This window comes from Ramlibacter sp. PS3R-8 (genome assembly GCF_037572435.1).
Classification (GTDB): domain Bacteria; phylum Pseudomonadota; class Gammaproteobacteria; order Burkholderiales; family Burkholderiaceae_C; genus Ramlibacter.
Window position 1 is genome coordinate 638849 of the sequence record NZ_JBBHGT010000001.1, and the last position, 12296, is coordinate 651144.

Annotated in this window: 10 protein-coding genes; 4 read left to right on the forward strand and 6 right to left on the reverse strand. The window is 68.7% G+C overall.

Annotated elements, in window-relative coordinates; genetic code table 11:
* Window positions 1-30: 30 nt before the first annotated feature.
* Complete coding sequence (locus WG902_RS03000; protein WP_340058421.1) at window positions 31-306, forward strand: BolA family protein; 276 nt, start codon at window positions 31-33, stop codon at window positions 304-306.
* A gap of 31 nt (window positions 307-337) precedes the next feature.
* Entirely contained in the window at window positions 338-1117 is a 780-nt protein-coding gene (locus WG902_RS03005; RefSeq protein ID WP_340058423.1) for a peptidylprolyl isomerase, read from the forward strand.
* Between the two features lie 101 nt (window positions 1118-1218).
* Here WG902_RS03005 and WG902_RS03010 read toward each other — a convergent pair whose 3' ends face one another.
* The 3 genes from WG902_RS03010 to WG902_RS03020 all read right to left on the reverse strand — a co-directional run bounded on the left by WG902_RS03010 (window position 1219) and on the right by WG902_RS03020 (window position 4988).
* Window positions 1219-1695: a hemerythrin domain-containing protein gene (locus tag WG902_RS03010; protein WP_340058424.1), complete on the reverse strand. Its 477-nt coding sequence runs from the start codon at window positions 1693-1695 to the stop codon at window positions 1219-1221.
* A gap of 31 nt (window positions 1696-1726) precedes the next feature.
* The gene (locus WG902_RS03015; protein ID WP_340058425.1) at window positions 1727-4147 is read right to left on the reverse strand and encodes a catalase; all 2421 of its coding nucleotides are present in this window, start codon (window positions 4145-4147) and stop codon (window positions 1727-1729) included.
* A gap of 100 nt (window positions 4148-4247) precedes the next feature.
* Complete coding sequence (locus tag WG902_RS03020) at window positions 4248-4988, reverse strand: heparan-alpha-glucosaminide N-acetyltransferase (protein WP_340058427.1); 741 nt, start codon at window positions 4986-4988, stop codon at window positions 4248-4250.
* A gap of 103 nt (window positions 4989-5091) precedes the next feature.
* On the opposite strand from WG902_RS03020, the gene WG902_RS03025 reads away from it, so the two are divergent.
* Both WG902_RS03025 and WG902_RS03030 read left to right on the forward strand, forming a co-directional pair.
* Window positions 5092-5961, forward strand: a complete 870-nt coding sequence (locus tag WG902_RS03025) for a metal-dependent hydrolase (protein ID WP_445263648.1) — start codon at window positions 5092-5094, stop codon at window positions 5959-5961.
* On the forward strand, window positions 5961-6764 hold the full coding sequence (locus tag WG902_RS03030; protein WP_340058428.1) for an ABC transporter substrate-binding protein: 804 nt from the start codon (window positions 5961-5963) through the stop codon (window positions 6762-6764). Before WG902_RS03025 ends, WG902_RS03030 begins: the two co-directional genes overlap by 1 nt.
* Window positions 6765-6798: 34 nt before the next feature.
* On the opposite strand, the gene WG902_RS03035 is transcribed toward WG902_RS03030, so the two are convergent.
* Genes WG902_RS03035 through purL form a run of 3 tightly spaced genes read right to left on the reverse strand, consistent with a single transcriptional unit; the run spans window position 6799 to window position 12231 of the window.
* The gene (locus tag WG902_RS03035; protein WP_340058429.1) at window positions 6799-7776 is read right to left on the reverse strand and encodes a Bug family tripartite tricarboxylate transporter substrate binding protein; all 978 of its coding nucleotides are present in this window, start codon (window positions 7774-7776) and stop codon (window positions 6799-6801) included.
* The gene (locus WG902_RS03040; RefSeq protein ID WP_340058431.1) at window positions 7773-8195 is read right to left on the reverse strand and encodes a chorismate mutase; all 423 of its coding nucleotides are present in this window, start codon (window positions 8193-8195) and stop codon (window positions 7773-7775) included. Before WG902_RS03040 ends, WG902_RS03035 begins: the two co-directional genes overlap by 4 nt.
* Window position 8196: 1 nt before the next feature.
* On the reverse strand, window positions 8197-12231 hold the full coding sequence (purL, locus tag WG902_RS03045) for a phosphoribosylformylglycinamidine synthase (RefSeq protein ID WP_340058432.1): 4035 nt from the start codon (window positions 12229-12231) through the stop codon (window positions 8197-8199).
* Window positions 12232-12296: the final 65 nt, after the last annotated feature.

Below are 12296 nucleotides of genomic sequence, written 5' to 3' on the forward strand. Positions count from 1 at the left end.
CCCGCAGCGCGTAGCGCGGAGGGCAGTTCCATGACCGGAACCGGCATCAGCGCCGACGTCCTGCGCCAGCGCCTGGCCGAAACGCTGGCGCCGACGCAGCTGGAAGTGCTGGACGAAAGCGCCGCGCACGTGGGCCATGTCGGCCAGGACGGCACCGGCGCCGGCACGCATTTCAGGGTGCGCATCGCCTCCCCGCTGTTCGCCGGCATGCCGCGCGTGGCCTGTCATCGCCTTGTGTATGATTCCCTGCGCGATTTCATCGATCGGGACCGTGGCGTCCACGCACTCGCGATCGAGACGCTCTGACCTCCAGCATCCGCTCCCAAGGGACCTCCCCATGAAACAAGCCATTCTTGCCGCGCTGGCCGCGGCCACCTTCGCGGCCGCCCTGCCGGCCGCCGCGCAGAACGTCGCCATCGTCAACGGCAAGCCGGTGCCCAAGGCGCGCATCGACATGCTGCAGCAGCAACTGGCCAAGGCCGGCCGGCCGGTCACGCCCGAAATGCAGGGCCAGATCCGCGACGAGGTCATCGCCCGCGAAATCTTCATGCAGGAGGCGCAAAAGCGCGGCCTCGACGGCACCGAGGACTTCAAGGCGCAGATGGAACTGGCCCGCCAGACGATCCTGATCCGCGACCTGTTCGCCGATTACCAGAAGGCCAACCCGGTGACCGATGCCGAGATCAAGGGCGAGTACGACAAGTTCGTGGCGGCCAACGGCGGCAAGGAATACAAGGCCCGCCACATCCTGGTGGAAAAGGAAGAGGACGCCAAGAAGATCCTCGGCGACCTGAAGAAGGGCCAGAAATTCGAGGACATCGCCAAGAAGCAGTCCAAGGACCCGGGGTCCGGCGCCAATGGCGGCGACCTCGACTGGGCCAACGCCAGCAGCTACGTGCCGGAGTTCGCCGAGGCCATGATCAAGCTGAAGAAGGGCGAGACCACCGCGGTGCCCGTCAAGTCGCAGTTCGGGTGGCACGTGATCCGCGTGGACGACTTGCGCGACGCGCAGATGCCCAAGCTGGAAGACGTGCGTCCGCAGATCGCCCAGCAGCTGCAGCAGCAGAAGCTTGCGCAGTTCCAGGAGAGCCTGCGCAAGGGCGCGAAGATCGAATGACGACCGACGGCGGGGTCGCTGACGCGAACCCGCCCTACCCCGGGTTTCGCGGGAATGACAATCCGTAGGGCGGGGTCGCGCAGCGACCCCGCCTTCCTTTGCTACGCGGCCATCTCTGCTTCCAGCTCCTGCTGCCGCTGCTTCAGTTGCGCGCCCAGCGCATCCAGGTCCAGGCCCTTGGCCGAGCGGGCCTTCGGGAACAGCTGCGTGCGCTCTTCCTTCACGTGGTGCTCGATCGCGGCGGCCAGCTTGGCCACCAGGTCGTCCATCCCCGCGTCGGCGGCGGGCATGCCCTCCAGCGCGGCGATCATGTCCTTGGCCTCCTGGTGCTCGGCTTCCGCTTCGTCCAGCAGCTCGGGCGCATCGATCACCTCGCGCAGGGCCGGATAGAAGATCTCTTCCTCGATCTGCGCGTGCACGGTGAGCTCGTTGCAGATCTTCTGCGCATACGCCTGCCGCTCGCCGGCGGGGTCGCCGGCCACCGCCAGCCGCGCGTATTCCACGAACAGGTGCTTGACGGCGACGTGGTCCGCGTCCAGCAGGTCGCACGCATCTTTCTCGATCAGTTGTTGGGGCATGGGGGTTCCTGGGTTGTTTGGAAAGGGCGGCTCAGACCATCGGCGGGTCCGTCTCGCGCCCGAAGTGGCGGTGCTTGGCCAGCGCCGCCAGGAACGCATCGGTCGCCGCGTCGCCGGCGTCGGCGACGATCAGTCCGGTGCCACCCTGCACCTGGCTCTTGTCCATGCTCACCGGCACACCCGCCTTGGCCAGCAACGTGCGGGACGCGCCCAGCGCCAGGATGGTCTTGCAGTGGCGGAACTGGTCCTTGATGAATTCGGCGGTGTGGCCGTCCGCGGCCAGCGCCGCGACCGCTTCCGCACCGTCCGGCAGCACCAGGCCGTCGAACAGGAAGCCGGGTTCGTTCTCCAGTGAAGCATCGGCCTCGATCGTGTCGCCGCCGGCGGTCGGGAACGCTCCGATGCGCGGGCCGATCAGGCGTCCGACCGCGCCCCGCTCCAGCAGCGCCGCCTGCAGCGCGAGCAGCGGCTTGGCGTCGACGCCGGGCGCCACCAGGATCGCGACCTTGCGGCCCATCAGCGCGGCGGCCGGGTCACCGGGGCGCGCCAGCAGCGAGAGCGCCGGCGACTTGGTGACCTCCGGCTTGGCGGGATTGGGCAGCGCCAGCGGCAGCGGATCGGGCAGTTCCATCCCGAGGCCGTTGGCCACTTCCTGCGCCAGCTGCTCCGATGCGTTGCGCAGCATGGCCACGGTGCGCTCGCGGATGGCGGGGACCGTCACCTTGCTCAGCTCGAAGCGGAAGGCATTGGCGATGTGTCCCTGCTCCACCGGGGACTGGCTTTCGTAGAACAGCGTGGCCTGGGTGTAGTGGTCGGCGAACTTCCCGGGCTTCGCGCGCACCTTGCCCTGCTCCTCGTCGGCGCGGATGCGGGCCGGCACGGAGACGAAGCCTTGCGCCGCGCCGGCCTGGAACGGGCAACCGCCGGCCAGCGAGTTCGGCTCGTAGTTCACGCGGCCCCGATGGATCGCCTGGCGGTGCATGCCGTCGCGCTGGTTGTTGTGCACCGGCGCGATCGGCGCGTTGATCGGGATCTCATGGAAGTTGGGACCGCCCAGGCGCGAGATTTGCGTATCCACATACGAGTGGATGCGTCCGGCCAGCAGCGGGTCATTGCTGAAGTCGATGCCGGGCACGACGTGCGCCACGCAGAAGGCCACCTGTTCGGTTTCGGCGAAGAAATTGTCCGGGTTGCGGTTCAGCACCATGCGGCCGACGATGCGCACCGGCACCAGTTCCTCGGGCACGATCTTGGTGGCGTCGAGGATGTCGAAGCTGAACTTGTCGGCCTCCTCCTCGGTGAAGACCTGCAGGCCCAGTTCCCACTCCGGGAAAGCCCCGCCCTCGATGCGTTCCCACAGGTCGCGCCGGTGGAAGTCGGGGTCGGCGCCGGAGATCTTCACCGCCTCGTCCCAGACCAGCGAATGGGTGCCGAACTTGGGCTTCCAGTGGAACTTGACGAACACCGACTCGCCGGCGTCGTTGACCATCCGGTAGCTGTGGACGCCGAAGCCTTCCATGGTGGCGTAGCTGCGCGGGATGGCGCGGTCGGACATGGCCCACATCAGCATGTGGGTGGACTCGGGCATCAGCGAGACGAAGTCCCAGAAGGTGTCATGCGCGCTGGCCGCCTGCGGCATCTGGTGGTGCGGCTCGGGCTTGACCGCGTGCACCAGATCCGGAAACTTCATCGCGTCCTGGATGAAGAACACCGGGATGTTGTTGCCGACCAGGTCCCAGTTGCCTTCGTCGGTGTAGAACTTGACGGCGAAGCCGCGCACGTCGCGCGCCGTGTCCTTGGAGCCGCGCTCGCCCGCCACGGTGGAGAAGCGCACGAACACCGGCGTCACCTTGCCGGATTCCTTGAAGGGCGCGGCGCGGGTGATGTCGGTCGCCGGCTCGTAGCATTCGAAGAAGCCGTGGGCAGCGGAGCCGCGGGCGTGCACGATGCGTTCGGGGATGCGCTCGTGGTCGAAGTGCGTGATCTTCTCGCGCAGGATGAAGTCTTCCAGCAGCGCGGGCCCGCGCACGCCGTACTTCAGCGAGTTCTGGTTGTCCGCGATCGGCACACCCTGGTTCGTGGTGAGCCCCTGGCCGGTCGAGTCCACGCGGACACGGTCGAGCGGCTCGATGGTTGCATTCAGGCCGTCGATGGCGGTGCTGCCGGTCTTCTCCGAACCATTCTCTTCGGACAGCGTGCTGGCGCCGACGAGGCGCGAAGCGGGCGCGGCATGCGCGCCCTGCTGCGGTTGCAAGCCGTTGGCGAAGCCGTGCTCGGCCGCCTTGGTGGGGTTGTGGGGCATGGAGGCGACGAGCGCCTCCGTTTCTGCCATCTTGCGGGCGGCGGGGTCATCCGCGGACGGGGCGACGCGGCTGGGTCCGCTGTCGGTGTTGCGGGCGGCGGACTTGGCAGCAGCCTTCTTGGCGGGCGCGGGCTTGGTGTTCTTGGGCATGAGGCGGCTATGGGTCGTGGGGCGGGATTGCCCTGAGACACGGTAGGTGCCGCTGGCCTTCGACCTCGTAGGCCGATGCCGACACACGTGCGCATTCGAACTATTGGATCGATAGCATTGCGCCGATGAGCAACGGTTGGTGCAGCATGTACCAGCTGAGGCTCCAGCGGCCGAGCCACGCGAGCGGCGCGGCAATGCGCGGAACCGGTGACTGCACGACAGCGGCGCGCTCGCGCAGCAGCCACTGCCCCGCTGCCATGCCCCACCACATCACGCCCAGCCACGGCAGCAGCGGGACATAGTCTTCGGTCACGGGCTTGCGCGAGATGAAGCCGGTCCAGTTCAGCCACCGGCTGTTCAGCGCGTCGCGCAGGTTCCCCGCCTCGAGAATGCCAGGCGCAGCAAGCGGCAGCAGGATCGCAATGAGGCCGGCCAGCCAGAGCCAGCGGCCCCAGCCGGAGCTCAACCGGACGATGACGAGCATGACCGCGATGCCGTGCAGCACGCCGAAGTAGATGAAGCTGCGCGGGAACATCAGCGCCGAACCGGCGGTCACCAGCACCGCGCAGCCGGCCACCTGGGCCCAGCGCTTCCAGAAGCGGGGCCAGGCCTGCCCCTGCGCAACAGCGACGGCTTGTCCCAGGCCCGCGCAGAACAAGAACAGGCTCACGATGCTCGTGCGTTGCCACGTCCAGAACGGGTCGGCCGTGAAGTTCTGTCGAATCCACCCGAAGTAATTCAGGTCGAAGCAGAAATGGAAGATGGTCATCCACACGACCGCGAGTCCCCGCAATGCGTCGATGCGGTCGTAGCGGGGGCGGCGGTCGCTGGAGATGGACATCGCGCGCAAGTGTATGGCTTGCCCCGTTGACGGGCGCCCGCGCGGAAGTTCCAATGCGCCGATGCCCACCCATCGGTTGGCATGCCAACGACAAGGACAAGCGATGAAGACCCTGTGTTCCCTGCTGCTCACTGCCGCCGCAGCGGCCCTCGCCGGCTGCGCCGGCATGCAGGCCGCCGCGCCCGTCCCGCCAGCCATGGCGGGCGGCTCGCCCATCGCGGCGGGCAAGACGGAAGTGCTGTGGCTCGGGCAGGCCAGCGTGCGCATCACCACGCCCGGCGGCAAGGTGATCATGATCGACCCCTGGCTCACCAGCAACCCCAAGACGCCCGCCAACTGGAAGCAGTTGTCCGCGCTGGGCAAGCTGGACGCGATCCTGGTGACGCATGCGCACTTCGACCACTTCGCCGACGCGCCTGCCCTGGCGAAAATGCACAACGCGCCGGTCTACGGGCCGGCCGGGATGAACCAGACGCTCGCCACGTACGGCATCCTGCCGGCGGAACTGGCGCCGCGCTTCGGCAAGGGCGGCACCATCATGCCCTGGGGTCCGAGCGGACCGAAGATCACCGCGGTCCGCGCCGAACACTCTTCCGAGCTGGCATTCAAGGACGCCGCCGGCAAGGACATCGTGCTGCCCGCCGGCGAACCGGTGGGCTTCATCATCGAGATGGAGAACGGCTTCAAGGTCTGGCACATGGGCGATACCGGCGTGTTCGGCGACATGCGCCTGATCGGCGACATGTACCGGCCCGACCTGGTGCTGCTGCCGATCGGCAACCACTTCGTCATGAGCCCGCAGGACGCCGCGATGGCGGTGCGCGAGATGATCCGCCCGAAGTACGCGATCCCGATCCACTACGGCACCACGCCGCAGTTGCGCGGCACGCCGGCGGAATTCATCGGCGCCATGGGCACGTCGTCGCCCGTGCGCGTGCTGGTTCCGGAACCCGGCCAGAAGTACGACTTCTGATGCCGACCCGCCGCCTCTTTTGCGCCGCCACCGCAGCGGCCCTGGCTGGTTGTGCCACGGGCCCTGCCGCACCGCCCGCTGCCGCCGTGTCGGAGCTCGGCTCCACCGGCAAGCTGCGCGCCGCCATCAATTACGGCAACCCGATCCTTGCGGCGCGCGGCGACGACGGGCAGCCGCGCGGCGTTTCCGTCGACCTGGCGCGCCAGGCGGCCCGCCGTCTCGGCCTGCCGGTCGAACTGGTGACCTTCACGTCCGCCGGCAACACGGTCGAGGCCATCAAGGCGCGGCAGGTGGACCTGGCCTTCGTCGCGATCGACCCGGTGCGCGCGGCCGACATGGAGTACACCGCGCCGTATGTCGTGATCGAAGGCGCGTACCTGGTTCGCAACGGTTCGGCCCTGCAGCGCAACGAGGAAGTCGATCGCGCCGGCACCCGCATCGCGGTGGGCCGCGGCAGCGCGTACGACCTGTATCTCACCCGGGAAGTGAAGAACGCGTCGCTGGTCCGGGTGCCGACTTCGCCGCAGGTGGTCGACGATTTCCTGGCGCAGAACCTGGACGTCGCCGCAGGCGTGAAGCAGCAACTGGAGATGGATGCGCGGCGGGTGGGCGGCGTCCGGCTGCTGCCGGGACGCTTCATGGTGATCAACCAGGCCATGGGGGTGCCCAAGGGCCGCACCGCGGCGCAAGCCTGGCTGAGCGCCTACATCGAGGAGATGAAGGCCTCGGGCTTCGTTGCGGAGGCCCTGCGGCGGCACCGGATCGAAGGTGCTGCGGTGGCGCCCCCGGGACGGGCGGCTTAGGAGTCTGGGCCGCCCAGGCTCCTGGCCAGCGCGCTTATTCCGACTTGATGCCGGCCCGCTTGATCACCGGGCCCCACTTGTCGCGTTCGCCGCGCATGTAGGCGGCGAACTGCTCGGGCGTGCCCGGCTCCGGCTCCATGTACTGGCTGCGCAGCTTGGCGACGACGGCCGGGTCGCGCATCGCGCCCGCGAAGGCCTGGTTCAGTTTCTGGACCACCGCGGGCGGCATCCCGGCCGGACCGATCACGCCGATCCACGCGCTGCCGTCCAGCGCCACGCCGGACTCGCGGAAGGTGGGGACGTCGGGCAGCTGCGGCAGCCGCCTGGCAGTGGACACGGCAAGCACCTTCATCTTGCCGGCCTGCACCTGCGGCATGACGGCCAGCGGCGCCAGGCTCACCATGTGCGTGTCGCCCTGCAGCACGCTCATGACGGCGGCCGGTGACGACGCATACGGCACCTGCACGACGAAGCTGTCGGTGAGCGCCTTGATCGCTTCCATGCTCAACTGCGACAGCGTGCCGACGCCCACCGATGCATAGTTGTACTTGCCCGGGTTGGCGCGCAGCAGCGCCATCAGCTCGCGCATGTTGTTGACGCCGAGCGAGCTGCTCACGGCCAGCACGTTGCCCTGGTGCACGCCGAAGGTGATGGGCTGGATGTCCTTGAACGGGTCGTACGGCAGGTTGTCGTAGATCATCGTGTTGTTCACCAGGGGGCCGGTGATCGACACGCCTATCGTGTAGCCGTCGGGCGCGGCCTTGGCCACCAGGTTGGTGGCGAGGTTGCCGCCGGCGCCGGCGCGGTTTTCGATGACGATGGACTGGCCCAGCGTCTTGCCCGCGAGCTCGGTGAGCGTGCGGGCGAACACGTCCGGCGTCGATCCGGCGCCGAACGGCACCAGCAGCCGGATCGGCTTGTTCGGGTAGTCGGCTTGCGCGAAGGCGCTGCCCGTGGCGAGGGCCACGGGCAATACGGCCAGTACGGAGAGAAGTCGGCGGCGCTGGTTCACTGCGGGATGTCCTTGTCTGGCGGCGCGACGGGCTCCGTCGCGCCAAAATAGTTTTGCTCGCATGCAATATACCCGGCCACGAGGGCCCGGTAAGCGGCGTCCACGACTTGCGCCAGGCCGTCGAAGCCACCGTTGAATGCCGGGTTGTGCCGCTGCGCGAGCTCCCGCACCCTGGCGAACACCTGCTCCTGGCGCGCAGGCGCGCTCACCTGGAAAGCGTCGCGCTTGAAACGCGCGGCGTCCTTCACGTACATCGCACGCTCCGCCAGCAGCCGCACGATCGCTTCGTCGATCCGGTCGATCTCGCGCCGCACGCCCGCCAGGTCCGCGGCCATCGGTTGGTAGGCGGGGTCGCGAAAGCGGCGAACCGCGGCGCCGTGCGGATCGGGTTCGCGTTGCGGCTGGTGCTGTGTGCTCATTTCACCCCACCCATTTCCTGGCGTTGTGCCAGATCTGCATCCACGGGCTGTGCGCCGAAGGATCGCCGGAGGTCCACGACATCTGGATGTTGCGGAACACGCGCTCGGGGTGCGGCATCAACGCCGTGAAGCGTCCATCGGGCGTGGTCACCGCGGTCAGGCCATTGGCGCCGCCGTTCGGATTGGCAGGGTAGCGCTCGGTGGGCTGGCCATGGTTGTCCACGAAGCGCATCGCCGCCAGCACCCGGGACGCATCGCCGCGCTGCGCGAAGTCGGGGTAGCCCTCGCCGTGCGCCACCGCGATGGGCAGGCGCGAGCCAGCCATGCCCTGGAAGAACAGGCTGGGCGACGCGAGCACCTCCACCATGGCCAGCCGCGCCTCGAAGCGTTCGCTGCGGTTGGTGGTGAAGCGCGGCCAGGCTTGCGCGCCGGGGATGATGTCGGCCAGCTCGGCGAACATCTGGCAGCCGTTGCACACGCCGAGGCCGAAGGTGTCCTGCCGGGCGAAGAAAGCCTGGAACTGCTGCGAGAGCACCGGGTTGAAGGTGACGCTGCGGGCCCAGCCGATGCCGGCGCCGAGCGTGTCACCGTAGCTGAAACCGCCGCACGCGACGATGCCCTGGAAATCCGCCAGGCTGTGCCGGCGTGACTGCAGGTCGGTCATGTGCACGTCGACCGCTTCGAAGCCGGCTTCGGTGAAGGCATAGGCCATCTCGACGTGCGAGTTGACGCCTTGCTCGCGGAGGATGGCGACACGGGGTTTCGCAAAAGAAAGTGCGGCGCTGCGAGCGCCCCCACCCCAACCCTCCCCCAAGGGGGGAGGGAGTGAATCGGACTTGCTCCCTCCCCCTCCGGGGGAGGGTTGGGGTGGGGGCGCTCCCGGCAAGTAGACGTGCAGGCCGGGGTCGCCGGGATCCCCCACCCCCGCATGCTCACCATCCGCGCAATCCGGGTTGTCGCGCTGCGCGCAGATCTTCCAGCTCACGCTGTCCCACACCTGCTGCAGGTCCCGCAACTTCGCGCCGAACACCACCTTGGTGTCGCGCCAGACCTGCACCTCGCCCTTGCCGACCTCGATCGCGTCCCCCGCTGGACGCGTCTTGCCGACGAAGTGGCTGTGCCTGGACAGGCCATGCGCGCGCAACACCTGCATCACCTCGTTGCGTTCGGCGGTGCGCACCTGCAGCAGCACGCCCAGTTCCTCGTTGAACAGGGCCTTGAGCGTCAGCTCCTCGCGCCGCGCACTGACCTGCGACGCCCAGTTCTTGGCGTCGCCATGGTCGGCACGGCTGTCGCTGATGCCGTCGCCCTCGGTCACCAGCAGGTCGATGTTGAGCGCCACGCCGACATGCCCCGCGAAGGCCATCTCGCAGGCCGCCGCGACCAGGCCGCCGTCGCTGCGGTCGTGGTACGCCAGGATGCGGCCCTGCTGGCGCAATGCATTGACGGCCTCTACCAGCCGCACCAGGTCCTGCGGCTCGTCGAGGTCCGGCACCTCGCCGCCCGGCTGCCCCAGCACCTGCGCCAGGATGCTGCCGCCCATGCGATTGCGTCCACGCCCCAGGTCCACCAGCACCAGCGTGGTGTCTTCGGTCGCCTGCAATTGCGGCGTCAAGGTGCCGCGCACGTCGGCCAGGCTCGCGAAGGCGGTGACGATCAGGCTCACGGGCGAGGTGACCTTCGTCGTCGCGCCGCCGTCGCTCCACTGGGTGCGCATGGACAGGCTGTCCTTGCCGACCGGGATGGAGACGCCCAACTGCGGACACAGCTCCATGCCGACGGCGCGCACCGTGTCGTACAGCGCCGCATCCTCGCCCGGTTCGCCGCAAGCGGCCATCCAGTTGGCCGACAGCTTGATGCGCTTCAATTCGATCGGCGCGGCCAGCAGGTTGGTGATGGCCTCGGCCACCGCCATGCGGCCCGAGGCGGGCGCGTTCACGGACGCCAGCGGCGTGCGCTCGCCCATGCTCATGGCCTCGCCGGCGAAGCCCTGGTAGTCCGCCAGCGTGACGGCGCAATCGGCCACCGGCACCTGCCACGGACCCACCATCTGGTCGCGATGCGTGAGGCCGCCGACGGTGCGGTCCCCGATCGTCACCAGGAAGCGCTTGGAGGCGACGGTAGGGTTCGACAACACCTGGATCACCGCGTCCTGCAGCGACACGCCGCCGAGGTCCAGCGCCGTGGTTGCACGCGCCACGCGCGTCACGTCGCGATGCATCTTCGGCGGCTTGCCGAGCAGCACGTCGAGCGGCATGTCGACCGGCGTGTCGGCGCCTTCGTCGGAGACCACCAGTTGCCGCTCCGCCGTCGCCACGCCCACCACCGCGAACGGGCAGCGCTCGCGCTCGCAGAAGCCGCGGAACTGCTCCAGCGACTCGGGCGCGATCGCCATGACGTAGCGTTCCTGGCTCTCGTTGGACCAGATCTCCCGGGGCGCCAGGCCCGACTCCTCCAGCGGCACCTTGCGCAGGTCGAAGCGCGCCCCGCGGCCGGCGTCGTTGGTCAGCTCGGGGAAGGCATTCGACAGGCCGCCGGCGCCGACATCGTGGATCGCCAGGATCGGATTGCGGTCACGCAGCGCCCAGCACTGGTTGATGACTTCCTGCGCCCGCCGCTCGATCTCGGGATTGCCGCGCTGCACCGAATCGAAGTCCAGTTCCGCCGCATTGGTGCCGGTCGCCATCGACGAGGCCGCGCCGCCGCCCATGCCGATGCGCATGCCGGGCCCGCCCAGCTGCACCAGCAGCGTGCCCGGCGGAAAGGCAATCTTCTGCGTCAGGCCGGCGTCGATGGAGCCCAGGCCGCCCGCGATCATGATGGGCTTGTGGTAGCCGCGGGCCACGCCCGCCACTTCCTGCTCGTATTCGCGGAAATAACCCAGCAGGTTGGGCCGGCCGAATTCGTTGTTGAAGGCGGCGCCGCCGAGGGGTCCCTCGGTCATGATCTGCAGCGGCGAGGCGATGTGTTCGGGCTTGCCGAACTTGCCATCCCAGAGCCTGGAGACCGTGAAGCCGGTCAGCCCTGCCTTGGGCCGGGAGCCGCGGCCGGTGGCGCCTTCGTCGCGGATCTCGCCGCCCGCGCCGGTGGACGCGCCGGGGAACGGGGAGATCGCGGTGGGGTGGTTGTGCGTCTCCACCTTCATCAGCACGTGGTGGGTCGCCGCTTCCTTGCGGTACACGTCGCCGGCTCCGGGCATGAAGCGTTCGATCGCATGCCCTTCCATCACGGCCGCATTGTCGGAATAGGCGATGACGGTGTGCTCCGGATGCGCCTGGTGCGTGTGGCGGATCATGCCGAACAGGCTCTTGTCCTGCGGCGCACCGTCGATGGTGAAGGAGGCGTTGAAGATCTTGTGGCGGCAATGCTCGCTGTTGGCCTGCGCGAACATCATCAGCTCGACGTCGGTGGGATTGCGCCGCAAGCCGGTGAACGCCTGGACCAGGTAGTCCATCTCGTCGTCCGCCAGCGCCAGGCCGAAGCGGCGGTTGGCGTCTGCCAGCGCAGCCCGGCCGCCGCCGAGCACGTCCACGTGCTCCATGGGCGCGGCTTCGAGCTCGGAGAACAGGCGCGCGGCCTCCGAGCGGTGGCTCACCACGCTTTCCGTCATGCGGTCGTGCAGCAACCCGCCGATGGCCGCCAGCTGTTCCTGCTCGAGCGTGGCTTTCGACAGCCAGCCCGATGCCATCTGCACGCGGTACTCGACCACGCGCTCGATGCGGCGGATGGCCAACCCGCAGTTGTGCGCGATGTCGGTGGCCTTGGACGCCCACGGCGACACCGTGCCGAGACGGGGAGTGACGATCAGCAGCGGGCCCTGGCCGGCGTCGTCGAGCGGTTCCCCATAGGTCAGCAACGAGGCCAGCCGTTCCCTTTCCCGGGCGTCCGGGGCGTGGTCGGCCGCCACGAGGTGGACGTACCGTGCCGCGAGGCCGCCGATCTTGGGGTGCACCGCCTTCAGGCGCGGCAGGAGTTGCTGGATCCGGAAGTCGCTGAGGGCCTTGCCGCCCTCGAACTCGGTGATGTGCAGGGACACTGTCTGAAACCTGTCTGGGGTGGGGCCCGCCGGCCGCTGACTGGGGCCGAGCTGGACTCGGGATT

Coding starts and splice junctions, on each gene's coding strand:
- WG902_RS03000 (WP_340058421.1), top strand. CDS start 31: ATGACCGGAACCGGCATCAGCGCCGACGTCCTGCGCCAGCGCCTGGCC.
- WG902_RS03005 (WP_340058423.1), top strand. CDS start 338: ATGAAACAAGCCATTCTTGCCGCGCTGGCCGCGGCCACCTTCGCGGCC.
- WG902_RS03010 (WP_340058424.1), bottom strand. CDS start 1,695: ATGCCCCAACAACTGATCGAGAAAGATGCGTGCGACCTGCTGGACGCG.
- WG902_RS03015 (WP_340058425.1), bottom strand. CDS start 4,147: ATGCCCAAGAACACCAAGCCCGCGCCCGCCAAGAAGGCTGCTGCCAAG.
- WG902_RS03020 (WP_340058427.1), bottom strand. CDS start 4,988: ATGTCCATCTCCAGCGACCGCCGCCCCCGCTACGACCGCATCGACGCA.
- WG902_RS03025 (WP_445263648.1), top strand. CDS start 5,092: ATGAAGACCCTGTGTTCCCTGCTGCTCACTGCCGCCGCAGCGGCCCTC.
- WG902_RS03030 (WP_340058428.1), top strand. CDS start 5,961: ATGCCGACCCGCCGCCTCTTTTGCGCCGCCACCGCAGCGGCCCTGGCT.
- WG902_RS03040 (WP_340058431.1), bottom strand. CDS start 8,195: ATGAGCACACAGCACCAGCCGCAACGCGAACCCGATCCGCACGGCGCC.